This is a genomic window from Sinorhizobium sp. FG01, from assembly GCF_002531875.1.
GTDB lineage: Bacteria > Pseudomonadota > Alphaproteobacteria > Rhizobiales > Rhizobiaceae > Sinorhizobium > Sinorhizobium fredii_C.
Genome location: NZ_NWTB01000004.1, coordinates 320,259 through 344,115, shown reverse-complemented (window position 1 = coordinate 344,115; position 23,857 = coordinate 320,259). Strand labels below are relative to the sequence as shown.

24 protein-coding genes and 1 tRNA gene are annotated in these 23,857 nt (G+C 62.7%); 5 read left to right on the top strand and 20 right to left on the bottom strand.

Annotated elements, in window-relative coordinates:
- The first annotated feature begins 308 nt into the window (after positions 1-308).
- Genes nuoH through CO656_RS07100 form a run of 3 tightly spaced genes read left to right on the top strand, consistent with a single transcriptional unit; the run spans position 309 to position 2,380 of the window.
- The gene (gene nuoH, locus CO656_RS07110; protein ID WP_037415175.1) at positions 309-1,295 is read left to right on the top strand and encodes an NADH-quinone oxidoreductase subunit NuoH; all 987 of its coding nucleotides are present in this window, start codon (positions 309-311) and stop codon (positions 1,293-1,295) included.
- A 32-nt stretch (positions 1,296-1,327) separates the two neighbouring features.
- Positions 1,328-1,894, top strand: a complete 567-nt coding sequence (locus CO656_RS07105) for an NADH-quinone oxidoreductase subunit I (RefSeq protein WP_097525279.1) — start codon at positions 1,328-1,330, stop codon at positions 1,892-1,894.
- A 45-nt stretch (positions 1,895-1,939) separates the two neighbouring features.
- Positions 1,940-2,380, top strand: coding sequence for a CBS domain-containing protein (locus tag CO656_RS07100; RefSeq protein ID WP_037415170.1), 441 nt, complete (start codon positions 1,940-1,942; stop codon positions 2,378-2,380).
- Positions 2,381-2,411: 31 nt separating this feature from the next.
- Here the strand turns inward: CO656_RS07100 and nuoG are convergent, their stop codons facing one another.
- The 16 genes from nuoG to CO656_RS07020 form a co-directional block, all read right to left on the bottom strand.
- Entirely contained in the window at positions 2,412-4,982 is a 2,571-nt protein-coding gene (gene nuoG, locus CO656_RS07095; RefSeq protein WP_097525278.1) for an NADH-quinone oxidoreductase subunit NuoG, read from the bottom strand.
- A 19-nt stretch (positions 4,983-5,001) separates the two neighbouring features.
- A complete protein-coding gene (gene nuoF / locus CO656_RS07090) occupies positions 5,002-6,267 on the bottom strand; it encodes an NADH-quinone oxidoreductase subunit NuoF (RefSeq protein WP_097525277.1) in 1,266 nt (421 codons plus the stop codon).
- Between the two features lie 4 nt (positions 6,268-6,271).
- Positions 6,272-6,787, bottom strand: a complete 516-nt coding sequence (gene nuoE, locus CO656_RS07085; protein WP_097525276.1) for an NADH-quinone oxidoreductase subunit NuoE — start codon at positions 6,785-6,787, stop codon at positions 6,272-6,274.
- 16 nt (positions 6,788-6,803) lie between these two features.
- A complete protein-coding gene (nuoD, locus tag CO656_RS07080; protein WP_097525275.1) occupies positions 6,804-8,018 on the bottom strand; it encodes an NADH dehydrogenase (quinone) subunit D in 1,215 nt (404 codons plus the stop codon).
- A 1-nt stretch (position 8,019) separates the two neighbouring features.
- A complete protein-coding gene (locus tag CO656_RS07075; RefSeq protein ID WP_097525274.1) occupies positions 8,020-8,583 on the bottom strand; it encodes an NADH-quinone oxidoreductase subunit C in 564 nt (187 codons plus the stop codon).
- Positions 8,580-9,083, bottom strand: a complete 504-nt coding sequence (gene nuoB, locus CO656_RS07070) for an NADH-quinone oxidoreductase subunit NuoB (protein WP_037415152.1) — start codon at positions 9,081-9,083, stop codon at positions 8,580-8,582. The genes CO656_RS07075 and nuoB overlap by 4 nt, the downstream gene beginning before the upstream one ends.
- Complete coding sequence (locus CO656_RS07065; protein WP_037415296.1) at positions 9,071-9,436, bottom strand: NADH-quinone oxidoreductase subunit A; 366 nt, start codon at positions 9,434-9,436, stop codon at positions 9,071-9,073. The genes nuoB and CO656_RS07065 overlap by 13 nt, the downstream gene beginning before the upstream one ends.
- A 145-nt stretch (positions 9,437-9,581) precedes the next feature.
- Positions 9,582-11,015, bottom strand: a complete 1,434-nt coding sequence (locus tag CO656_RS07060; protein ID WP_097525273.1) for an NADH-quinone oxidoreductase subunit N — start codon at positions 11,013-11,015, stop codon at positions 9,582-9,584.
- Positions 11,012-12,487, bottom strand: coding sequence for an NADH-quinone oxidoreductase subunit M (locus CO656_RS07055; protein WP_097525272.1), 1,476 nt, complete (start codon positions 12,485-12,487; stop codon positions 11,012-11,014). The genes CO656_RS07060 and CO656_RS07055 overlap by 4 nt, the downstream gene beginning before the upstream one ends.
- 8 nt (positions 12,488-12,495) lie before the next feature.
- Positions 12,496-14,256: a Na(+)/H(+) antiporter subunit D gene (locus CO656_RS07050; RefSeq protein WP_097525271.1), complete on the bottom strand. Its 1,761-nt coding sequence runs from the start codon at positions 14,254-14,256 to the stop codon at positions 12,496-12,498.
- Positions 14,249-14,503 (bottom strand): hypothetical protein, encoded by a 255-nt coding sequence (locus CO656_RS07045; protein WP_037415146.1) that lies wholly within the window; start codon positions 14,501-14,503, stop codon positions 14,249-14,251. Before CO656_RS07045 ends, CO656_RS07050 begins: the two co-directional genes overlap by 8 nt.
- Positions 14,500-15,963, bottom strand: coding sequence for a monovalent cation/H+ antiporter subunit D family protein (locus CO656_RS07040; RefSeq protein WP_097525270.1), 1,464 nt, complete (start codon positions 15,961-15,963; stop codon positions 14,500-14,502). The genes CO656_RS07045 and CO656_RS07040 overlap by 4 nt, the downstream gene beginning before the upstream one ends.
- 4 nt (positions 15,964-15,967) lie before the next feature.
- Positions 15,968-16,270 (bottom strand): NADH-quinone oxidoreductase subunit NuoK, encoded by a 303-nt coding sequence (gene nuoK / locus CO656_RS07035; protein WP_097525269.1) that lies wholly within the window; start codon positions 16,268-16,270, stop codon positions 15,968-15,970.
- Positions 16,270-16,770: an NADH-quinone oxidoreductase subunit J gene (locus CO656_RS07030; protein WP_097525268.1), complete on the bottom strand. Its 501-nt coding sequence runs from the start codon at positions 16,768-16,770 to the stop codon at positions 16,270-16,272. The genes nuoK and CO656_RS07030 overlap by 1 nt, the downstream gene beginning before the upstream one ends.
- 217 nt (positions 16,771-16,987) lie before the next feature.
- Complete coding sequence (locus tag CO656_RS07025) at positions 16,988-17,872, bottom strand: hypothetical protein (protein WP_097525267.1); 885 nt, start codon at positions 17,870-17,872, stop codon at positions 16,988-16,990.
- 138 nt (positions 17,873-18,010) lie between these two features.
- Positions 18,011-20,014: an aldo/keto reductase gene (locus tag CO656_RS07020; protein WP_097525266.1), complete on the bottom strand. Its 2,004-nt coding sequence runs from the start codon at positions 20,012-20,014 to the stop codon at positions 18,011-18,013.
- Positions 20,015-20,287: 273 nt separating this feature from the next.
- Between CO656_RS07020 and CO656_RS07015 the strand changes: the two genes are divergently transcribed.
- Positions 20,288-21,172 (top strand): helix-turn-helix domain-containing protein, encoded by an 885-nt coding sequence (locus CO656_RS07015; RefSeq protein WP_097525265.1) that lies wholly within the window; start codon positions 20,288-20,290, stop codon positions 21,170-21,172.
- A 15-nt stretch (positions 21,173-21,187) separates the two neighbouring features.
- On the opposite strand, the gene CO656_RS07010 is transcribed toward CO656_RS07015, so the two are convergent.
- Positions 21,188-21,263: transfer RNA gene (locus tag CO656_RS07010), tRNA-Ile, on the bottom strand.
- A 149-nt stretch (positions 21,264-21,412) separates the two neighbouring features.
- On the opposite strand from CO656_RS07010, the gene CO656_RS07005 reads away from it, so the two are divergent.
- Positions 21,413-22,198, top strand: a complete 786-nt coding sequence (locus tag CO656_RS07005) for an SIMPL domain-containing protein (RefSeq protein WP_097525264.1) — start codon at positions 21,413-21,415, stop codon at positions 22,196-22,198.
- 119 nt (positions 22,199-22,317) lie between these two features.
- Here CO656_RS07005 and CO656_RS07000 read toward each other — a convergent pair whose 3' ends face one another.
- The 3 genes from CO656_RS07000 to CO656_RS06990 form a co-directional block, all read right to left on the bottom strand.
- On the bottom strand, positions 22,318-22,686 hold the full coding sequence (locus CO656_RS07000) for a hypothetical protein (RefSeq protein WP_037387227.1): 369 nt from the start codon (positions 22,684-22,686) through the stop codon (positions 22,318-22,320).
- A 310-nt stretch (positions 22,687-22,996) separates the two neighbouring features.
- Entirely contained in the window at positions 22,997-23,401 is a 405-nt protein-coding gene (locus tag CO656_RS06995; RefSeq protein ID WP_037415121.1) for a ketosteroid isomerase-related protein, read from the bottom strand.
- 15 nt (positions 23,402-23,416) lie between these two features.
- Positions 23,417-23,839: a secondary thiamine-phosphate synthase enzyme YjbQ gene (locus CO656_RS06990; protein WP_037415118.1), complete on the bottom strand. Its 423-nt coding sequence runs from the start codon at positions 23,837-23,839 to the stop codon at positions 23,417-23,419.
- Between the last annotated feature and the right edge of the window lie 18 nt (positions 23,840-23,857).

The following is a 23,857-nucleotide window of genomic DNA, read 5'->3' as shown; positions in this document are numbered from 1 at the left end:
GTCAGGAAAACTCATGACGGCGGCAATGGTTCATTTCCGCTTGGAGGAAGGCGGAACGAATCCGCATTTCCATGCATTTACCGGACAAGTACGGAGGTCCAAGTCGAAGTCGCCCATCCAGTCCCGGGCCTCCTCCGGGTGGGCAGCCGCCTCGGCCCCGGCGTCATGTCGTTGGGTCGACCTCCGCATTACTCCCATCGAAGAGCCAGTACACCCACCAGCTCAGAGACAGACGACGCGAGGCTAGTGTATAGTCAAGGGGAAAGTCCGGTCGCGTGTTTCAACTGTTGGATAAGTAGCTGCGGATCATGGAGCTTGTCGTTGCCCTTGGCTTGATCGTCTTCAAGGTCGCGCTGCTGATTGCGATCCTCTTGCTGTTGCCCCTGCCACTGACCTGGGTAGAGCGGAAGATTGCCGGGCACATCCAGCAGCGAATGGGGCCGATGCGCGTGGGCTGGCACGGACTGCTGCAGCCGGTGGCGGACGGCATCAAGCTCCTCACCAAGGAAGACCACATCCCCACCGAGGCCGACCGCTTCCTGTTCAAGCTGGCGCCGATCCTGGCGCTCGCCCCGCCCTTTGTCGTGTTCGTCGCGATCCCCTTCGGGGAGAGCGTTTCGGTGCTCGGCAACGAAATCACCCTCTACGTATCCAACATGAACGTGGCGCTGCTCTTCGTCTTCGCGGTGATCGGCCTTGAGGTCTATGGCGTCATCATCGGCGGCTGGGCGGCGAACAGCAAATACGCGGTCCTCGGCAGCCTCAGGACCTGCGCGCAGATGATCAGCTACGAAATCCCGATGGGCTTTGCGGTGATCGGCGTCGTCATGCTGGCGCAATCCATGAGCCTGCTCGAAATCGTGCGGGCCCAGGCCGATGTCTGGAACATCGTTTACCAGCCGATCGGCTTCTTCGTCTTCTTCGTCGCCGGGCTCGCTGAAGCTCAGCGTATCCCCTTCGACCTGGCGGAAGCGGAAGGCGATCTCGGGGCGGGCTTTCATACCGAATATAGCGGCATCCGTTTCGCCTTCTTCATGGTCAGCGAATACGTCATCATGCTTTTGGTGTCGGTCCTGACGGTGATCCTGTTCTTCGGCGGCTGGAACGGCGTGCTGATCCCGTTGCCGCCGCTCCTCTGGTTCGCGCTCAAGGTCGCTTTCTTCGTCTATCTGTTCATGTGGTTCCGCTTTACTTTCCCCCGCTACCGCTACGACCAGCTGATGGCGATCGGATGGAAAGTCTTGCTTCCTTTGTCGATGGCGAACATAATTATTACTGGGATTGCTTTCTCTTAGAGGGGCCCTGGCGGCTCCATAGCGGGGCGGCGATGTCGCGCGCACAGGACATGATCGGAACATGGATCGGCTGGACGTTCTTTGCCGACCTGGCGAAGGGTCTGGGGCTGACCTTCGGCTACATGTTCTCCAAGACCGTGACCATGCAGTATCCGGATAAGGAGAAATGGCTGCCCTATTCGCGTTATCGCGGCCACCATTTCCTGAAGCGTGACGAAGAGGGCGAGATCAAGTGCGTGGCCTGCGAGCTCTGCGCGCGGATCTGTCCCTGCTACTGCATCGAGGTCGTTCCTTACGAAGATGAGAAGGGCAACCGGCGCCCGATCAAGTTCGAGATCGACACTGCCCGCTGCCTGTTCTGCGGCCTGTGCGAGGACGCCTGCCCGGCGGATGCAATCGCGCTCGGCCAACAGTATGAATTCTCGAGTTTTTCCTCGCGCGATTTGGTGATCGGACGCGACGACCTGCTCGCCAAGCCCGGCAAGGCGGCGACCGGCGGCGGCGTGGTCGCCGCGCGCCTGAACACGGAAAAAGACGTGCTGGTCGAGACGAACGAGCCGCAGGGCTACAACTGGTGGCGAAATATCCGGAGACGGTGAAAGCGCGCTCGTTGCCAAACCGACGTGCTTGGAAAGGAGGCTCAGATGTTTGTCGGCGAAATCGTGAAAAACAAAGGCGTCGGAGTGATCGCGGTCACCCCTGATCAACCTATGGTGGAAGTCCTGCGGCTGTTTCGCGATAACAATATCGGCTTCGTGGTCGTCAGTCAGTCGCCGGGGGAGTTCCTCGGAACGCTCTCGGAACGAGATTGCTGCAATGCCATGGCCGAGTACGGCGGCGAGGCGACCATGATGCCTGTCGCCGACATCATGAACCGCAGCGTGGCGATCTGTTCGACTGAGGATCTGCTGCCCTTTGTAATGGCGATCATGACGCAGCGGCGCACCCGCCACGTGCTGGTCATGGAGGGAGACGACGTCGTCGGCGTGGTCAGCATCGGCGACGTGGTCAAGCACAGGCTCGACGAAGCGCAGCGCACCGAGCAGGATCTGTACGACTATATTAGCGGAACCCACTATCACTAAAGAGATCATTGACTGCGGGTGAGAAACGGGGTCAGGGCGAGCCGGCAATGCCTTGGCCGAGATCCCCAGCGCTCATCGCGGGTTCGGAATGGGGACCGATCTCGAATGGCGCAGGCGCCCTTTGAACCTCCACCGGACAAGGATACTCACCCCGCTGCATCAGACTGTTGAGGCGCAGGGCCCGGTAGTTCTCGGGAACAAAGACGAGGCCGCGCGGAAAGCGCCTGTTGACCTTGAGCTTCGCGGTCAATTCGCCCCGGGCGGATCGCACGACGACCTGATCGCCATCCGAAAGGCCGAGTCGCACGGCATCCTGCTCGCTCAACTCGACATAGGGGTCATCCGCGACCGTATTCAGGATCTCCGAGCGCTCGGAATGGTATCCATTGTGGAACAGGCAATCGCCAGTCATCAGCATCAGCCCGTCGTCGACCTTCGGTCTCGGCGGCGCCGCGAAGAACACGCCTGACGGTGGCGTCGGAATCGCACTTGTGAACGCGCCATCGGAACCAAGCCCGTCCTGCGTCAATCCGTGATAGGCTGGGACAAGCCGGGCAATCTCGTCGAAAATCTCGCCTTGCGACGATGGCTGCAGCGCATGATCACAGAGCTGCGCGACGAAGTCGAATATCTCCAGATTGCCCCGGGCGTCGAAGGCGGGTTCGCGGAACTTGCGCAGCTTCTGGATCCGGCCCTCGTTGTTGGTAAAAGTGCCCGCTTCCTCTCCATAACTTGCAGCGGGCAGCACCACATCGGCAACGCCGGCCGTATCCGTGAGAAACGCGTCCTGCACGATCAAAAAATCGGCGGCGCCAAGCGCCATCTGCGCGATCCTTCGATCGGGATAGGTCATCACGGGATCGCTTCCGACGATATAGAGCGCACCCATTCGCCCGATATCGCAGAGTTCCAGCATGGCGTCGAAACTCGCGCTCGGTGCAGACGGAATCTCGGCGCCCCAGGCCCGCCCGAGAGCTGCACGCGCAACATCGTCGTCGATGGCCGAAAGTCCCGGCAGACTCTCCGGCAGAACCCCCATGTCCCAGGCGCCCAGCTGATTGGCCCTGTCGAAGAGAAACTGCATCGCCACGTCCTTACCGAGCAGGCGGAGAGCCTGCAGCAGGTTGTTGACTTGCTGCAGCGTCGCGCGCGCTTCGGATGATCTGAGGAGGCCGACGCTGACAAGCACGCTGACGCTGCGGACTTCCTTGAGAGCGGCAACAAAACGGTCCGGCCCTTCACCGACCGTCGTGGCGCCGATGTCCGCAAAGGCCTCGCTCGGCAGGAGTCCTGCCACCACTGCCGCAAGGCTCGCCGCTTCTCCGCCCGGCGGCACGCGAAGCACCGCCCGGGCATCGGCGTCGAGACGGGAGGGCCGCGCCGAGAGCATGAGCAATCCGGCCTGCCGCCGCCTCGCCGCATCGCGCAGCAGGTATTCGGTAACCGGGTTTTCCTCCGTTACGTTGCCGCCGATCACCAGCACACAGTCCTTGCCGATCACTTCGTGCAGGGAGGCACGCGTGTAGAAGCTTGCCAGCAGCGGGCCGAGCGCATCGAAGGGGGCGGACCAGCGCGCCGAGCAGTCGATGTTGTTGGTCCGGAATACCGTCCGCATCAGCTTCTGGAACTGGTAGAGCACCTCATTGGGCAGGCGCGCAGAGGCGAGCCCGCCCGCTGCCTTGTTCTCGACGGCCGACAGGCGTAGGCGCAGGTAGTCACCGGCCTCACTCCATGAAACCGGCACCAGGGCGCCATCACGACGGATCATCGGTCGCCTGATCCGGTCTCGGCTCTCGACGAAGTCAAGGCCGAAACGTCCCCGCACGCAGAGCGTTTCGCGGTTCACCCCGTGCTCTTCCTTCGAGCGGACCCGCATAAACTCGCCCTTTCTCGCGCCAACGGTGAGCTGGCAGCCCGTACCGCAATGCGGGCAGACCGTATCGGTCTCGGCCAGGTCCCACGGGCGCGCCTTGTAGCGGTAGGGGAAGCTCATCAGCGCGCCGACCGGACAGACTTCGACGCAATTGCCGCACTGGTCGCAACTCGCGAGGCTGCCCTCAAAGCCGGTGACGGCAGTATCCATGCCTTTTTCGACGGTGCCCAGGGCGACCGCGCCAACCACTTCCTCGCAGATCCGCACGCAGCGCTGGCACTGGATGCAGCGGTTGACGTTCATGATGATCACCGGGCTGAGGCGAATGTCCCGGGAGTGAAAGACGCGCTTGGGATCGCGGAACTCGCTTCTGCGGGGCCCGTAGTCCATCACCATGTCCTGCAGTTCACACTCGCCGCCCTTGTCGCAGATCGGACAGTCGAGGGGATGGTTGGCGAGCAGCATGTCGAGCATTGAGGACCGCGTTTCCTCGATCAGCGGCGTGTTCGTCCGCACGACCATGCCATCAGTGACCGCCGTCGCGCAGGAGGGCTGCAGCCGCCGCAGTCCCTCGATCTCCACCAGACACATGCGGCATGACGCGAGCGGCGGCAGTCGCTTCAGATAGCAGAATGTCGGGATTTCGGTGCCCAGACGCTGGGCGGCCTGCAGTATTGTGGAACCGGGCTCCACATCCAGCATTTGCCCATCGATCGTGATCCTAACCATATTCCCTCCCGGCCCGCCTTCAGTGAAACGGGCACCGCCGCTCTTCGATATGGGCGACGAACTCATCGCGGAAATGCGCGAGTGCCGCCCGCAGGCCCATCGCCGCGCCGTCGCCCAAGGCACAAAAGGTGTTGCCGAATATGCCCTTGCAGAGCTTGTCCAACTGCTCGAGATCGCCGGGGGCGCCCTCCCCCGCCTCGATCCGGCGCAGCACCTTGACGACCCAATTCAATCCTTCGCGGCATGGCGTGCACTTGCCGCAGGATTCGTGATGGAAGAATTCGATGATGCGGGTGGCGACCTTGACCATGCAGGTCGAGTCGTCGATCACGATCACCCCAGCCGAACCGAGCATCGAGCCGGCGGCCGCCAGCGAGTCGAAATCCATGCCGACATCCAGACCTTCCCGAGGGATAACCGGGGCCGAGACCCCGCCCGGGATCACCGCCTTGATCCGGCGCCCCGGCAGCGGTCCGCCTGCGTGGTCCTCGACCAGTTCGCGCAACGGTATGCCCATCGGCAGCTCGTAGAGCCCGGGTTTCTTCACATGACCGCTGATACAGTAGAGCTTCGGACCGGGGCTCTTGTCCGGGCCGATACTCCGGAACCAGTGAGGCCCCCGCATCACGATATGCGGCACGCAGGCGAGCGTTTCGACGTTGTTGATCACCGTAGGGCTGGCGTAGAGCCCGGCAACTGCCGGAAAGGGCGGCTTCAATCTCGGTTGCGCCCGCCTGCCCTCGAGCGATTCGAGCATCGCGGTTTCCTCGCCGCAGATATAGGCGCCGGCGCCGCAGTGAATGTGGATCGTGAAATTGAAATCCGATCCGAGGACTCCCTCTCCGAGATAGCCCTTTTCCCGCGCCTCGGCGATCGCCTGTTCCAGGCGACGAATGGCCTTCACATATTCGCCGCGGACGTAGACATAGGCGGTTTCCGCCCCGATCGCATAGGCGCTGACCGCCAGCCCCTCGACGAGTTGATGCGGGTCGCGTTCCATGATGATCCGGTCCTTGAAGGTTCCCGGCTCGCCCTCGTCGGCATTGCAGCAGAGATATTTCGGCTTGTCGGCCCGCTTCGGCACGAACCCCCACTTCATCCCCGTCGGGAATCCGGCGCCGCCGCGACCGCGCAGATTGGACTGTTTGACGAGCTCGATGACCTCGTCGGGCGTGTGCTCACGCAGCACCTTGGCTAGAGCCTGGTAGCCGCCGCCGGCCTCGTAGGTAGCGAGCAGATGGCCATCCGGCGCATCGATATTCTTGAGGAGAACCGGTTCGAACATGACTCTATTCTCCCGGCGGTGCCGCGGCGGCGGTATCGGCGCCGCCTATCACTTGCCCCGCCTCGGCCCGCAGCCTGGCGAGAAGCTTATCGATCCGGCCGATATCGAGGTCGCCGTAATAGTCGTCGCCGACCTGCATTACCGGAGCCATCTCGCAGGCACCGAGGCACTCGACGGTCGAAAGCGTGAACACGCGGTCCGGAGAGGTCTCGCCCGTCTTGATCGCCAGCACCGCTTCCAGATGCTTCAAAAGCGCCTCGGATCCGCAGAGCATGCAGGAGACATTGTCGCAGAGCTGCAGGTGGAAGGCTCCGATGGGCTCCGTATGGAAGAGCGTGTAAAAGGTCGCCAACTCGTAGACCCAGATCCGCTCGACGCCGAGTATGTCGGCGATTTCCTCCAGTATCGGACCGGGCAGATGGCCATGTTCCTGCTGCGCGATGAGCAGTGCGGGCATGATTGCCGAGCGCTGGTCGGGATACCGCGCCGCCGCTTCCTCGATCTTTTCGCGCATGCTCATCGGGTTCAAACTCCTGCTACTTGTCCACCTCCGCCATCACGGGGTCGAGGCTGCCGAGCACGGCGATCATGTCCGCCAGATAGCGGGCGTTGCTGACCCCGAAGAGCGCCTGGAGGTTGACGAAGGACGGTGCCCGCACCCTCATGCGGAACGGCTTTTCCGACCCGTCGCTGACGATGTAGAAGCCGAGCTCGCCCTTTGGCGCCTCGATCGCCGAATAGACCTCGCCCTTCGGCACCTTGAAGCCGTAGGCCGACAGGTCGAAATGCTGGATCAGCGCCTCCATCGAACAGTGCACGCGATCCTTGTCCATGGGAAAGGCGATCGTCGGCATGTCGACCTGGAACGGCCCGTCCGGCATCTGGTCGAGACATTGCTCGATGATCCGCACGCTCTCCCGCATTTCCTCGACCCGGCACTGCCAGCGCGCATAGCAGTCGCCCTCGTCGCGGGTAATGACGTTGAAATCGAGCCGGTCGTAGATCTCGTAAGGTTCGTCGCGGCGAATGTCCCAGTCGACGCCGGACGCGCGCAAGTTGGGACCGCTCAAGCCGAGGTCGATGCCGTCCTCGGGCGAAATTATACCGACGCCTTGGGTCCGCTTCAGGAACACCCGATTGTCCTCGATCAGCCGTTCGTAGTCGCGGATCCGGTGCGGGAAGATGTCGCAGAACTCCCGGACCTTGGGGAGGAAGCCGTCCGGCAGGTCCTCGCGCACGCCGCCCACCCGGCAAAAGGAAGTGTGCATGCGCGCGCCGGTGACCATTTCCAGGAGGTCCATGATCATTTCGCGCTCGCGCATGGCGTAAAGCAGCGCGGTCATGGCACCGAGATCCATCGGCAGCGCGCCGGTGATCAGCAGATGGCCGGAGATCCGCGCCAGCTCGGCCATCAGCACGCGGATATATTGCGCGCGGATCGGCGCTTCGATGCCCAGCAGCTTCTCGACTGCCAGCGCGAAGGCGAGGTTGTTCGAGGGCGGACAGACATAGTCGAGCCGGTCGGTGAGCGGAAAGATCTGCGTGTAGGTGAAGCTCTCGGCGAGTTTCTCGGTGCCGCGGTGCAGATAGCCGATATGCGGATCGACGCGGGCGACATATTCGCCGTCGAGCTCGAGCACGAGCCGCAGCACCCCGTGAGTGCTCGGATGCTGCGGGCCGAGATTGAGAAGCACCTCCTTGGTGTCGAGCGCTTCGCCCTCAGGCCTCATGAGCTCAGTGACTTCGGTCATCTCACGTTCCCGGTGTCGTACGGCCCCCCGATGGAATGTCCCTGGTGGCAAGGTCCGGCTGGTTTGGCGCCGGCCCTTCGGCGCCGAACGGGTTCAGTTCGTCCCTGTAGCCTCGAAGTGGAAAGTCCTTGCGCTGTGGGAAGCCCTCGAAGCCTTCCCACATATAGATGCGGCGCAAGTCGGGATGTCCCTCGAACGTGATCCCGTACATGTCCCAGGCCTCGCGCTCATGCCAGTTGGCCGTGCGCCAGACGCCCGTCACCGAGGGCACCCGCGGCGGATCGCCGAGGCGGCATTTGATCCGGACGCGCCATTTGTTCGGCAGCGAATAGAGGTGATAGACGGCCTCGTAGCGCGGCTGCTCGGGATAGTGGTCGACACCGCAGACGTCTGACAGGAAATCGAAGCGCAGTTCCGGGTGCTCCTTCAGCAACCGGCAAAGCTCGACGATCCTGTCTGGCGGAGCAGCAAAAGCGTGAACCCCAAGCGAGAAGCCAAGGTCCTCGATGGCCTCTCCGAAACGTTCCGCGATAAGGGTGCTGATAACGGACGTCGTTACGCTCATGATGCGGCGATCCGGTCCAATGGCGTCCCGGCGAGCGCCCTGGTCTTCTTGATCTTCTCCTGAAGCAGCAGGAAACCGTGCATCAGCGCCTCAGGCCGTGGCGGACAGCCCGGCACGTGAACGTCCACCGGCACGAAAGTTTCCGCCCCCTGCACCACCGCATAGGTGTTGTAGACCCCGCCGGAAATGGCGCAGGTGCCCATGGCGATTACCCAGCGGGGCTCCGGCATCTGGTCATAGAGCCGGCGCACCACGGGCGCAAACTTCCGCGTCACGGTACCAGCGATGATCATCACGTCGGACTGCCGGGGCGACGGCCGGAACACCACCCCGAACCGGTCGAGATCATAGCGGGCGCAGCCTGCCGAGATCATCTCGATGGCGCAGCAGGCGATACCGAAAGTCTCGGGCCACAGCGCCGACCGGCGGCTCCAGCTGATGACGCTGTCGGCCGTGGTGAAGAGCACGCTGTCGCGGAATGCGTTGTTCAAGCCTCCCATTCGAGCGCCCCCTTCAACCAGGCGTAGGCGAAGCCCACGAGAAGCAGAACGATGAAGACGAACATCTCGACAAAGCCAATCAGGCCGATCTCCTTCAGCACGACGGCCCAGGGAAACAGGAACATCGTCTCGACGTCAAAGACGACCAGCAGGATCGCGAGAATATAGAACTGCACCCGGAAGCGGCCCCCGGCGGCCTCGCCGGCCGGGTCCATGCCGCACTCATAGGGCATGTTCTTTTCGGGATAGGGATTGGAGGGACGCAGCAGCGATGAGACAAACAAAGTCGCCCCGACCACCAGAACAACTCCGGCGATCATCACAAGAACCGGCAGGAATTCGATCGCAGTCATCTCGCATGCCCCGTTCATCGAGGGCTTTCGTCAGGGCCGACCCCATGCCGGGTCAAAAAAGCGCTCGCCCTGGAAGCGAATTTGAGCAATTCTTTCTTGAACTTGCAGTCTATTCCGTCGAACGGACCATTGCAAATCCAATCCATCAGCCGCCAAAAGCCGAGTGTTGGGCAAGCCTCAGGAACCACTCCGGAAAAAGGCCGATGCCGATGGTGCCGGCGGCGGTGCAGGCGAGCGTGGCGCGGACAAAGGGCGTCAGTGCCGGTTCGAAGGCCCGCTCCGGCTCGCGCATGTAGATCACCATGACGATGCGGATGTAAAAATAGGCGGCGACGGCACTCAACAGCACCGCGACCACCGCCAGGAAGACGAAACCGCGCTCGACGAGCGCGGTGAGCACGTAGAACTTGGCGAAAAACCCGGCAGTCGGCGGGATGCCAGCAAGCGAAAACAGATAGATGAGCATGAGAAGCGCCAGCCCCGGGTGCGCCTTGGCGAAGCCGGCATAGTCTTCGATGACCTCGCCGGAAAAATCACCGCTCCGCATCATGATAACGGCGCCAAAAATGCCGAGATTCATGAAGGCGTAGATCAGCAGATAGAGCATCACGCTGGCGACCCCGTCCACCCCGCCGGCCACCACGCCGAACGTGGCGAACCCCGCATGGGCGATACTCGAATAGGCGAGCAGCCGCTTGAAATTGTCCTGCACCAGCGCCACAAAGCTGCCGAGCGCCGCCGTCACCACCGCAATGACCGCGACTATGATCCAGACGTCCGAGGCTGCGACCAGCGGATTGAGGAACACCCGAAGGATCACCGCGAACCCCGCCGCCTTCGGCCCCACCGACATGAAGGCGGTGACCGTCGTCGGCGCGCCTTCATAGACGTCCGGCACCCACATATGGAACGGCACCGCGCCGACCTTGAAGACCAGCCCCGCGACGATGAAAACCACCGCCAGCAGCAAGCCCGGATCGAGCGGATCGCCGCTCACCGCAGCGGCCATGGCATCCAGCTGCGTCGTCCCAGTGAGCCCATAGACAAGCGAAACGCCATAAAGGAAAATGCCGGTCGAAACGGCGCCGAGGATCACATATTTCAGCGCCGCCTCGTTCGACCGCCGCTCATGCCGGAGGAAGCCGGTCAGCACATAGGTGCAGAGCACCATCAGTTCGAGGCCCACATAAATCGACAGGAGATCGGTCGCCGAGGCCATGATCATCATGCCCGACAGCGCGAAGAGCAGCATGACATAGTATTCGCTGCTGCCGATCCCTTCGATATCGGCATATTTCCGCGAAAGCAGGAGCGTCAGGACCGTGGCCAGATAGAAGACAAACTTGAAGAAGACCGCGAAGCGATCGGCAACGAACATGCCCGAATAGGCCGGCCGCACCTCGCCCGCCAGCAGAAACGTCGCGAGAGCGGCGATCAGTACGACCGCGACGGAGGCCCAGAAGAGCAGCTGTTCCCGCCGTACCAACTGCCCCAGGATCAACAGGATGCAAGCGCCGGTGATCACGATGATTTCCGGCAGGCTTGCCAGCATCCATTGGAAAAGCACGGCGGCGGTCATTGTCCGATCTCCTGGCCGTGCACCTCGGTCAGCAGATGCTTCACCGAGGCGTCGATGACGTTGAGGAAGGGTTTCGGATAAAGCCCGACCCAGAGCACGAAAACCGCCAGCGGCAGTATCGCCGCGATCTCGCGGCCGTTCACGTCGCGGATCTGATACCGGGCACCGACGCTCGCCGGACCGAGTGCGACCTTGCGATACATTCCAAGCAGATAGGCGGCGCTCAGCAATGCCCCCAGAACGGCGGCTGTGCCGACGGCCATGTTGGCGGCAAAGCCGCCCGACAGCACCAGCAGCTCGCCGACGAACGAATTGGTGCCCGGCAGCGCCATCGACGAGAGGGTGAACAGCGCAAGAAATCCGGTATAGACTGGCGCAACCTTCATCAGCCCGCCATAATTGGCGATGCTGCGCGTATGGGTCCGTTCGTAGATCACGCCGACGAACAGGAACAGCGCGCCCGTCGTCACGCCATGATTGAACATCTGCAGGATGCCGCCTTCGAGCCCGCGCAGATTGAGGGCGAAAATCCCCATCGTTACAAAGCCCATGTGGCTGATGCTGGAATAGGCGACCAGCTTCTTCAGATCGTCCTGCGCGAGCGCAAGCAGACCGCCATAGACGATGGCGAGCGCCGAAAGGGCCAGCATCAGCGTCGAATAATAGACCGATGCCTCCGGCAGCATCGGCAGCGAGAAGCGCAGGAAGCCGTAGGCGCCCATCTTCAGAAGTACGCCGGCGAGAATGATGCTGCCCGCCGTCGGCGCCTGGACATGCGCGTCCGGCAGCCAGGTGTGGACCGGAACCATCGGTACTTTTACCGCGAAGGCGATCAGGAAGGCGAAGAACAGCCAGGCCTGGACATCGAACGGCAGATCCTGCGCGCTCAAAGCAAGAATATCGAAGGTCCGGCCGCCGTGGAAATAAAGCACGATGACGCCAATCAGGAACAGCAGGCTGCCGGCCAGCGTGTAGAGGAAGAACTTGAACGCCGCATAGACCCGGCCGTCGCCCCCCCAGACGCCGATGATCAGATACATCGGGATCAGCATCGCCTCCCAGCAGACGTAGAACAGGAACAGGTCGAGCGCTGAGAACACTCCGAGCATCAGCGTCTGCATCGAAAGCAGGGCGACCATGAACTCCTTGACCTTGCGGTCGATCGCCACCCACGAGGCGAGGACGCAGATCCAGCCGAGTAGCGCCGTCAGGAACACGAAGAGAGCGCTGATGCCGTCGACGCCGAGCGCATAGGTGATCCCGATTGCCGGCACCCAGGGGTGCCTCTCGGTGAACTGCATCTCGTGAGTCGTGGTGTCGAAAGCGGCCAGCATCGCCACCGCGAGCGCGAGGTCGGCCACCGTGAAACCGAGCGCCGTCCAGCGCACCGCGTCGTCGTTGCGCAGGCACATCAGAACCGCTGCCCCGGCAGCGGGCAGGAAGACGATAAGGCTGAGCAGCGGGAACGTCATCGCACCCCCTATCGCCACACGACGGCGAAGACCGCGATGGCCGCGATCAGACCGGCAATCATCGCCAGCGCATAATGCGTCACGACGCCGGTCTGCAGCCGCCGCAACACCCCGCCGCCGTCAAGGATCGCATGCGCCACGCCATTGACGATGGCATCCACGCCGTTGAGGTCGACCCGCAGCCCGGTCCGTGCCGTCCCGTGCAGCAAGGGCAGCGCCGTCGTCTCGGAGACGTCGCTCACCGCCTTCTCGTAACGGGCCAGCGGCCGCTCGGCGAACCACATGAAGGCCCGCGCCCCTTTGCGATAGAACCAGTCGGTGTCGATGCTGATGGTGCTCTCCGGGTCGAGCGCCTTCAAGAACAGCACGAAGCCCAGGGCGGTGAACATCAGCACGCCGAGGCTCTCGGTGATGTGAGCGCCGGTATAGGGTTCGAAGGCAACCGGATAAGGAAGAAGCGCGTAGAGTGGCCCTGGGAAAACCCCGATCGCAACGCAGAGCGTCGCCGCCATGGCCATCGCCACCAGCATGTTGCCGGGCGGCTCCCGCGCCTGAAGGCCGCGGTCGGTGCCGAAGAACATGTAGTAGGGCAGCTTGAGCCCGGTATGCAGGAACGTCCCCGACGAGGCCATCGTCAGCGCCAGCATCACCAGCGCACGGTGATCCTCTCCGGCGGCGGCCACCACCATCGACTTGGTGACGAAGCCCGAGAAGAACGGAAAGGCCGAGATCGCGAAGGCGCCGATCATGTAGAGCGCCACCGTCAACGGCATGGTCCGGTAGAGACCGCCGAGTTCGGTGAGCTTGCGCCGTCCGGTGACGTAGATCACCGCCCCTGCCCCCATGAACAGCAGCGCCTTATAGAGGATATGCGCGAAGGCATGGCTGGTCGCACCGTTCACGGCCACCTCGGTGCCGATGCCAACGCCGGCCACCATGTAGCCCACCTGGCTGACGATATGATAGGCGAGCAGGCGCCGGCAGTCGTTTTCCAGCACGGCGTAGACGACCCCGTAGAGCGCCATCGCCGTGCCGAGCCAGACCAGGAGTTCGGTCCCCGGAAAGGCCCGCGCCAGCACATAGACGGCAGTCTTGGTGGTAAAGGCGCTCATGAAAACCGCCCCGGTAACCGTCGCCTCCGGATAGGCATCGGTCAGCCAGGCATTGAGCGGCGGCACGGCGGCATTAAGCAGGAAGCCGGCAAGGATCAGATAGGCGCCGGCACCGATATTGCCCTCGATCGGGCCGAAAAGCAGCGATCCGCTGGCAAGCGCGTGAAGGACGACACCGCCGAGCAGCACGACGCCGCCGGTGACGTGGACCATGAGGTAGCGGAACGCGGCGCCGATCGCCTTCTCGCCTCCCTGGGCGAAAACCAGGTAGGCGGAGGCAAAAGCCATGCCCTCCCAGAAGAGATAGAGCGTCAGGTAGTCGCCGGCGAACACCACGCCGAGCGCGCTGCCGACATAGACGAAGGCCGCCACATGCTGGCCGGCCTCGGTCAGGTGCAGCGCATAGACCGTGCCGATCAGCGCCATGATGGTGAAGACCGTGGCAAAGACGATGCTCAGCTTGTCGACCTTGGCGATCAGGATCTCCTGGCCGAGAAACTGCGCCGCGCCATAGCTTCCCGGCTGGAGAGCGAGCACGGCGAAGATCGCCAGCACCGGGATCAGCAACAGATAGGCCTTGCGGATCGATCGCGGAAGGAAAGGGATCGGCACGGCACCGAGAACGAACAGCAGAGCGGGATGGACGAACTCAATCATAATAGTCCTCGCGCCGCATGAGCCCGCCCTGATGGCCGAGGAACTTGGAAACGAAAATCAGCAGCACGCAGGAGACGAAGCCGTAGACGGCCGACCAGCCAGGCAGCCGCTCCCACAGATATTCGACATGGTCGCGCGGGACGACGAAGTCGGCGACGACGATCAGCGCGAGCACCAGATAGAACAGCCGGTGCCGGTACCGCGCATAGGCTTCATCGCCAAAGAAATCGACGATGCTCTTGATCATCGAGCCACTCCTTCCGCCAGGGCGAGGAAATAGCCGGGGAAGATGCCCATCAGCACCGACAGGACCGCCGTCGCAACCAGAGGGACAGTCACCAGCGGAATTTCACGGACCTTCGATAGCCCCTCGGGCCCCTCTCCGCCAAAAAAGGCGACATAGCTGACCGGTAGGAAATAGGCGGCGTTCAGCACCGAGCTTGCCAGAAGCACGATCAGGAACGCGATCTCCCCCGCCTGGACGGAACCGAGCGTCAGGTACCATTTGCTGACGAAGCCCGCGGTCGGCGGCACGCCGATCATGCTGAGCGAGGCGACGAAGAACGCTCCCATCGTCCAGGGCAGCCTCCGGCCGATACCGGCCATGTCGCTGATGTTGCGTTTTCCCGAAGCGCAATAGATCGACCCGGCGCAGAAAAAGAGGGTGATCTTGGAGAAGGCGTGCGCAGCGATGTGGATGATCCCGCCGACCATCGCGACCGGCGAGAGCAGAACCGCGCCCAGCACCACGTAGGAGAGCTGGCTGACCGTCGAATAGGCGAGCCGCGCCTTTAGATCGTCGCGCGTGAGCGCATAGATCGACGCCATCAGGATCGTGAAGGAGACCAGGTAGGCGGTCGCGATGCCGAGACCCAAGCCGCCCATCAGCCCCGTGCCGAAGACGTGGAACACTATCCTGAGCACGCAGAACACGCCCATCTTGACGACGGCCACCGCATGCAGGAGCGCGCTGACCGGGGTCGGCGCCACCATTGCGGCAGGCAGCCAGGCATGCATCGGCATCACGGCCGCCTTGGCGAAGCCGAACAGATAGCAGAAATAGACGACCGTCAGCAGCGCCGCCGAGGCATCGGCCTTCGCCAACAGTCCCCCGGGCGCGAAGTCGAGCGACCCGGAGATGTGATAGGTGAGCGCCAGCGCCGCCAGCAGCACGCTCTTCGAGGCGCCCATCAGATAGACGAGATACTTGCGGCTGCCCGCCCAGCCCGCTTCGTCTTCGTGGTGGTAGACGAGCGGATAGGTGACGAGGCTCAGCACCTCGTAGAAGATCACCAGCGTGAACAGATTGGCGGCGAAGGCGCCGCCGACGGCGGCCGCGAGGCTGGTGGCGAAGCAGGCGAAGAAGCGGGTCTGCGCGTGCTCGTGCAAATGCCGCATATAGCCGATGGAATAGATCGCCGCCACGATCCATAAGAGCGACGAGACGGTGGCAAACACCATGCCGAGCGCATCGACCCGGAACGCGAAGTCGATCCCGGGCAGGATCTCGAACAGCCGCAACTCGACCGTGCCGCCCGAAAGCACCGTCGGCGCCATTGAAGCGACGATCGCGAACATGACGACCGCGGCGAGCGGCGAGACGAGATCGCGGACATTTTCACGCTTGTGGAGAAAGAGAACTGCCAGAGCCGCCAGGCCCGCGACGGCGACGGCAAGCAGGGGCCGGATGGAGATCACCGGATCCAAGCGGCTATCCTTTCATCACGGTGACGTCGTCGACCTTGAGGGTCGACTTGTTCCGCACGAGGGCAACCAGGATACCGAGGGCGACGGCAACCTCCGCGGCGGTGATCGCGATGACGAAGATCGCGAAGATCTGGCCGCGGAAATCGGCATAGTAACGCCCGAAAGCGATGAAGTTGATATTGATCGAGTTGAGCAGCAGCTCCAGCGACATCAGCACGACGAGGATATTGCGCCTCAGGAGCACACCCGCCGCCCCGATCACGAAGAGGATCACGCCGAGCGAAATGTGCCACCAGAGCGGAACCATCACCCCGACTCCTTCCGTGCCAGCACGATCGCGCCCACGAGCGCCGCCAGCAGGATGACGGAGGCGGCTTCAAACGGCAGGAGATAATCGGCAAACAGGGTCGTGCTGAGTGCTCGGATCTGGTCGCCCTCCGCCATGGCGGCGGGTTCCGTGGCCGAAAAGCGGTCGCTCGACAGCACCAGCACGAGCATCTCGGCCCCGAGCAGCACGAGCAGCGCCAGGGCCGGCAGGTTTCCACCCGGCACGAACCGCTGCAACACCGCCTCGCGCACATCGATCATCATGATCACGAAGAGGAACAGCACCATGATCGCGCCGACATAGACGAAGATCTGGACGACCGCGAGCAAGGGTGCCTCGAGCAGCACGAAGACGGCCGAAATCTGCAGGAAACAGGCCATCAGGGCCAGGGCGCTGTGAACCGGATTGCGGGCCAGCACCACAATCAGGGCGGTGATCACAGCTACAGTGGCGAACAGAAGAAAGAAGCCCTGATCCATCGACGCCGACCCCTCACACGCGAACTGTCACTCGGCGCGAGATGGTCAGATTTGGGGTAGCGCCGCACTTCAGATGCGTTTACAAATTGTGCCCTAGTCTCGGATTTTTCACAAGAATATTGTCGGCGGAGAAGTAAAGCCCGCGCGCCGCAGTGACGTGCCGTCCCGGAACGTCACTGCGTTCTTGAACTCGATCCTGGAGGGCGAGGTCAGCGGATCAAGGCAGCAGGGTGGTAGTGGTCCAGGCCGGACCGCTACGCTCTTCCTGCTTGAGCGTCGAAGAGCCGAAGTTGTAGCGCAATCCCGTTGTCAGCGTGTGGCTATTTTCCGGTTCGAAATCGATGCCGCCGCTTTCGAGGCTCGCGCGGTCGTAGCGGTATCCGGCGAACACCGTGAAGGGCATGGCCTCCGGACGGTAATTGCCGATGATCGAGGCCGTCGTCAGATCGAGCTTCGCATCGGCGACGTCGAAGTCGAAGTTGTGCAGCCCGAGTTCGCCGTCGATCCGCATGTTGTCGGTAAGATAGAGTCGAGCGCCGATCTTTCCGAAATAGTGGTCGGCATCGAGGCCGACGATGTCGGACTTGCCGTAGCCCAGTTGAGTATAGGCCGTGCCCACGGCGTCGAAATAGGCAGCTTCGATGCCACCGGAATTGTCGGTGACATCGTCGCTTCCTCCCGCCAGCCCCGACGCAAAACCAGTTCCGAGCCGCGAGCTTTGAAAGAATGCGCCCAATGCATAATCCTGGGTTGGGCGATAATAGACGTGCGCTGCGCCATAGGCGTTGTCATAATCGGCGTCATCGATATCCGTCTGGCCATACCCGCCGTCAGCCTGGAGGTTGAGGCCGGAGCCGGCGTCGAAATTGACTGCGCCGCGCAGAGCCCAGCCCTTGCTGTCCAGATCGGAGTCCGACGTCTTTCCGGCATGAAGCTCGCCCTCGACATAGCCAACCACGGGACTTGCTACAGCAGGCGAGGCTTCTTCATAGGACGCGCCACTGTCGGCAAAATCGCTAACCAGCGGCCCATCCATGTCGGCAGCTTCAGCACTCATTGCTGAAATCAAGATCGCAGTCGTTGCGAACAGGGTTTGTTTCATGACGATATTCCTAGAAAGAGAATATCGTCACCCTATCCACTATTGGTTAACCATAACTTTAGTCTGCAGGCTGTATTGAACCACACAACCCCGGATAAGCATCCTCTAGATCACCGACGGGTCCCGAAACCCCGGCGATCAGCCTTCCAGCCAACGCAACTCTTCCGGAGCAAGCGTGATCTGCAGGGCCGAGAGACTATCATCCAGTTCCGCCACGGTCCGCGGGCCGATCAGCGGGATGACGGGAAACGGCTGGGCAATGACATAGGCAAGCGCGATGTGGATCGGGCTGCAGCCGTGCTTCCTCGCGAGTTCGATTGCCCGGTCGCGGCGTTGGAAATTGCGCTCGGAATACCAGACCCGGACGATTTCCTCGTCCTCCCGCTTGTCGCGCCCGGCCCTGTCGGTGAAAAACCCCCGCCCCTGGCTCGACCAGGCAAAATTCGGAATCTGCCGCTTCGCCAGCCAGTCTTTCCAGCCGTCGTCGGACGCCGCGACACAGCCGGGCCAGATGGGATCGAGCATCTCCGCCAGCGAGAAATTGTTGGAAAGCGCGGCCGGGGCCGCCTTGCCGTTTCTCTCGGCATAGGCGATCGCCTCCTCCATGCGCTCGCGCGTCCAGTTTGATCCGCCGAAGATACCCCGGATACGGCCCCGCCGGACCTCGGCATCCATGGCATCGACGAATTCGCCGACCGGGACATCCGGATTGTCGCGATGCATGAAATAGACATCGACATAGTCGATCCTCAGCCGCTCCAGCGACTGATCCAATTGCTTGGCAATCACGTCGGGATAGCAGAGCGGCGAATGGGCGCCCTTGCCGATCAGGATGATGTCCTCACGATCGACCTTTCGGCTCGTGTGCCAGTCGCCGAAAATGCTCTCGGTCTTGCCGGCACGGTAGACGAATGCAGTGTCAAAGACGTTTCCTCCGGCCTCGTAGAAAGCGTCGAGCGTCAGCGAGGCGGAGGCGAAACTCGGAAAAAACTCGAAACCCAGCGCAACATTTGAGGCCGGCTTGGCGACGCCCGGAATCTGCCGTTTGGGCACATTGCTCCCGGCGACGACGGCCGCACCTGCGAGATTGGTGGTCCGTTTGGCGGCCGTCTCGATCGCATATTCGAGGCCGACGGATGCGCGCCAGCGATCGAGAACGCGTAGATTGGCGCGGGTATCTTCGGCGCTCATACCGGGGAAAGAGAACTCGGCGCGGCCGGCACGGATCGCCTCGCCCACCGCATCGACCTCGAACGAATAGAGATGGCGCTTCTCCTCGACCTCGATCGTCCGCTGTCCGTCGCCCCTGATGATCTCGATGCGCCCTATCCCGCCCTCGGTGCCGGAGGCGAACCAGAAGTCCTTCACCTCGATGCGGCCTTTCGAACCGATGATGCGCAACACGTTGTCCTGCTGTGCCATGATCGAGCAGGACACTTCCGCGACAATGTCGTTCGGGAACTTGAGGACCGCCGAGGCCCACTCGTCGACCCCGGATGGCCCCAGACGCGCCGCACCGGATACCGTCTGCGGTTCGAGGAAGGTCTTTTCCTCTGCGGCACCGGCGAGCATGCAAACCATAGAGACCGGGTAGCCGCCGACATCGAGAATGCCGCCGCCGGCGAGATCATTGGCAAAGAGGCGGTGCTCCGGGCGATAGCCGCCCATGTCGAAGCCGAAACTCGAGCGGATGATCCGCACGTCGCCGATCGCGCCCTCCCGCACGAGTTCGACCAGCCGGGCCGTCTGCGGATGGAACCGGTACATATAGGCTTCGCCGGCGAAAACGCCGGCCTTTTTCGCCTCGTGGAAGATCGACTGCGCCTCGAAGGCGGAAAGCGCCATCGGCTTTTCGACCAGCACATGCTTGCCGGCGCGCACCGCCTTGATCGCCCATTCTGCATGGCTGGGATGCGGCGTGGCGATATAGACCGCGTCGATCTCCGGATCCTTAAGCAGCATTTCGTAACCCTCGACAATGCGCGCGCCGGGAAAGCCGTCAGCGAGGCCAGGCCTGTCCGGATCGCGGCTGCCGATAGCCACAAGGTGGCCCGTCCTGGACCGGGCAATCCCCGCGGCGAATGTCCGCGCGATGGTGCCGGGGCCGATGATACCCCAACGGATCAGCTGTTCTGGGCGCATGGAACTTCCTTTTGGAGGGTGATGGGTTGATCAGCGCCGTCGCTTGCCTTCGGCATCAAACGGGACGCGGGTGTCTGGCGGAGGATCAGGCGCTTGCCGTAGGCGATTGTGCAGGACAGCCATACGGATGGAAGATCGATGGAACCGGGTAAATGCCAGAGCCCTGAAATGCTTGAAACACCTTGAAAACCTCGCTTCTCAAGTGCAGTCCTCAGCAAACAAGGGCACATTAACGCCGCGCGGAAATCTGTCTCGTACGAAGGGAATGCGGATTTGGCGGATAGTAAGATTGTCGAGCGACCGGTCTACCAGCCGGGTGCCTGCGGCATCGAGGGCATGCCGACCCGGTTGCATTTCTTCCACGCCCATCCCCCGATCATGCTGCGCGCGCACTGGCATGCGCAGGTCGAGGTAAACTACGTGATGCGGGGCTCGGTGCATTATCGCATGGCTGGCCATGACCTGAGGCTCGGCCCCGGACAGATGTGCCTCTTCTGGGGCGGGCAGCCGCACCGGATGGACGAATCCTCCGACGATTCCATCTATGCCGGCGCGCATCTGCCGCTCGTGCACTTCTTCCGCATGCGGCTGCCGCCGGAAATCTCGGCCATGCTCATGGGCGGGGCCACGATGCTGACCTCAGAGACGGACGGCGCCGACGACCGGAACTTTCCGCGCTGGCGCAACTGGGCAAATTCCGGCGACGAGGTGAAGGCCCAGCACGCCGTCGAAGAACTGCTGCTGCGCGTCGAGCGCATGTTCATGGAACCCTACACGATCGTTGCACCCGGCAAGGAACGCCAGACCGAAACCGCCTCGGCCCCGCCCTCGCCCGGCGTCGTGCGCATGTGCGATTTCATCGCCGCCAATTTTCTCGAGGAGATCGACGCGGTCGACATCGCCGCGGCAGCCGGATTGCACCCGAAATACGCCATGAACCTGTTTCGCAAGTCGACGGGCATGACGCTGATCAAATATCTGACGCTGCTGCGCCTTTCGCGGGCGCAAGCCATGCTGATGAACGGTGCCGACAGCATCCTGCAGGTGGCGATGGACAGCGGCTTCGGCTCGGTAAGCGCCTTCAACAAGGCCTTCCGCCAGATCGCCGGCATGCCGCCCTCGGAATTCCGCCGCGAGGTTCGCGCTGTGGCGAGGTGATGGGCTAGAGCTAAGTGGTGGGCCCGGAGGGACTCGAACCCCCAACCAAGCGGTTATGAGCCGCCGGCTCTAACCATTGAGCTACAGGCCCTGCCGGGTAGTCCGGCCGCCGCGAACCAATGGCAGTTCGAAGCTGCAAATGGCTCTAGCGGAAAACCTTTTTGCCGACAAGCCATTGCCGCAATGCCTACACAATCGATAAGCATGGATTTGGCGAATAACAACCGGAGAGTAACATCCATGATTTCCACACGCATTGCCCGCTCGGTCCATGTCGCGGCGATCGCCGCCGCCTTTGCCGGTGCGTTTGCGGCGGCAGCGGCGGCGCAGGACAGCGGTGCCGGCAAGGCAGAGGGCAAGGGGCGCCCTGATGCCCCGAGAGGGCGCCAGGCGCTGATCAAGGTTTCGGGCGAAGGACAGGCAACGACGGCGCCCGACATGGCGATCGTACAGCTGAGCGTCGTCAAGGACGCCAAGACCGCTCGCGAGGCGCTCGACGCCAACAACAAGGCGATGGCCGAGGTGCTGGCAGCACTCAAGCAGTCCGGCATTGCCGAACGCGACCTGCAGACAAGCGGCTTCTCGATCATGCCGCAATACAACTATCCCCAGAACAGCGACGGCAGCGCCCGCCCGCCGGAGCTCGTCGGCTACCAGGTCGTCAACGGCGTCAGCGTGCGCGTGCGCGATCTGGCGAAGCTCGGCGAAGTCCTCGACAAATCCGTGACGCTCGGCGTCAATCAGGGCGGCGGCATCGAATTTTCCAACGACAAGCCGGAGACGGTGATCACCGAGGCCCGCAAGGCCGCTGTCGCCGATGCGATCAACAAGGCAAGAGTGCTGGCGGAAGCGGCCGGAGTCTCGCTCGGCCGGCTGATCGAGCTTTCCGAACAACCGGCCCGCGACGAGCCGCCGGTGCCGATGCGCAGCATGGCCAAGGAATTCGCCGCCGATCAGGTGCCGATCGCAACCGGCGAGCAGGCCTATAGCGTCAAGGTCAACGTCACCTTCGCGGTCAATCCGTAACGGTGACAATCAAGCCTGAAAACCCAGGCTGGTCTCTCATTGAACGTAAAAAAGAAGAGCCCGGCGCCAGGCGCCGGGCTGTTTTCCGTCAGCCGGGGAGACAAGACGGAAAACCGTCCTTACCAGCGACCGATGATCGGGCAGCCGCGGACATTGGCGAAGATGATCGCCTGGCGATCGCCATGACGGCGGCCCTGGACGACGACCTGGCGGCGCGAAACGTCGGCTACATGGGCGCGGCGCAGACCACGGTCACGTGCCTTGTCGACGGCGAGCCACGGTTCACAACGGCCACGGCGTTCCCAGCGGTCGCGGCGCCAGTCGCGACGGTCGTCCCAGCGGTCATAGTCGCGTTCGCGGTATTGTACGCCGCCTCCCTGGCCGAATTCGAAGACCAGCGCATCGGCCGAAGCCGTGGTGGTGGTGCCGACAAGGCCGGTCAGTCCGACAACGGCGGCGACGGCTGCATTGACAAGAAACTTCCTCATGACATTTCTCCGTTAGCGAAAGGGTTGCGGTCACTCTCTCATCGATGATCCAAATCTAGACCGGACAAGCTGAACGGCACCGGAACCCTTCGTTCATGCGGCGTTCAGGATGAGTCCCACCCCACCGCGCGCATCTCAGGCGATTCGGCCGGATTTGCGGCAGGTGGTCAGCGGGGGACGTGAACGGACGACCGCTCGCGCTTTCCTCTTCCCGTTCGAGGGGAAACGAAGAATGAACGGAATCGTTCCTTCCAGCTGTGCAGGGGGAGTGCTAACGCATTGAAACGCGACGCGTTTCATTCTGCTCCATTCAGCCGCCGAGTTCCCGTTCGAACAAGCGCAGGTTGCGATAGTGGCTGAGTCGGGTGATGACACCCTCCTCGACCTCGAAGATGAAGACGCTCGGGACGGCATAGCTCTGACCGGACGCCTCTGGGAAGCCGACCATTGTCTCGCGGTACGTGCCGCGCGCGGTCGTATCCGCCGCCACCCGCTGCCCGAAGGCATCGCGCATCAGCACGACGTCGCCGAAGCTCTCGTCGAAATGGCGCAGGTAGCTCATCACCCAGGTTCTGAGCGGTCCGATCCCGAGCGTGCGCTGTCCGGTCAGCGAATCGAAGGCGACATCGTCGTCGAGGAGGCCGGCAAGCGCTTCGAAATCCCGGTCGTTCACGGCCTCGATGAAACGTCCGGCAATAGTCTGGGCGTCCGTCATCGTTTCCTCCTGAGGTCAGCTGGTGAGATGCAGGATAATTTCGCGGCGATGCGGCCGGTCGCGGTGCTCGAAGAGATAGATCCCCTGCCAGGTGCCGAGCGCCATGCGCCCGTCGATGACCGGTACGCCGACCGAGACCTGGGTCAACGCCGCCTTGATATGGGCGGGCATGTCGTCAGGCCCTTCCTGGGTATGGATGATCCAGCCCATCGAAGGCGCCGACGACGGGGGCACCAGACGATGGAAGAATTCGCGCAGATCGCGTCGAACGTCCGGATCGGCGTTTTCCTGAATGATGAGCGAGGCGGAGGTGTGGCGCACGAAAACGGTAAGAAGCCCCTCCGAGACCCCGCACTCCCGCACGAAATCCGCCGCCTCGCGAGTGAACTCGTAGAGCCCCTGCCCCTTGGTAGTGATGGTGATGACGGTCTGCGGCATGGCTGTCGTCCTGCATGG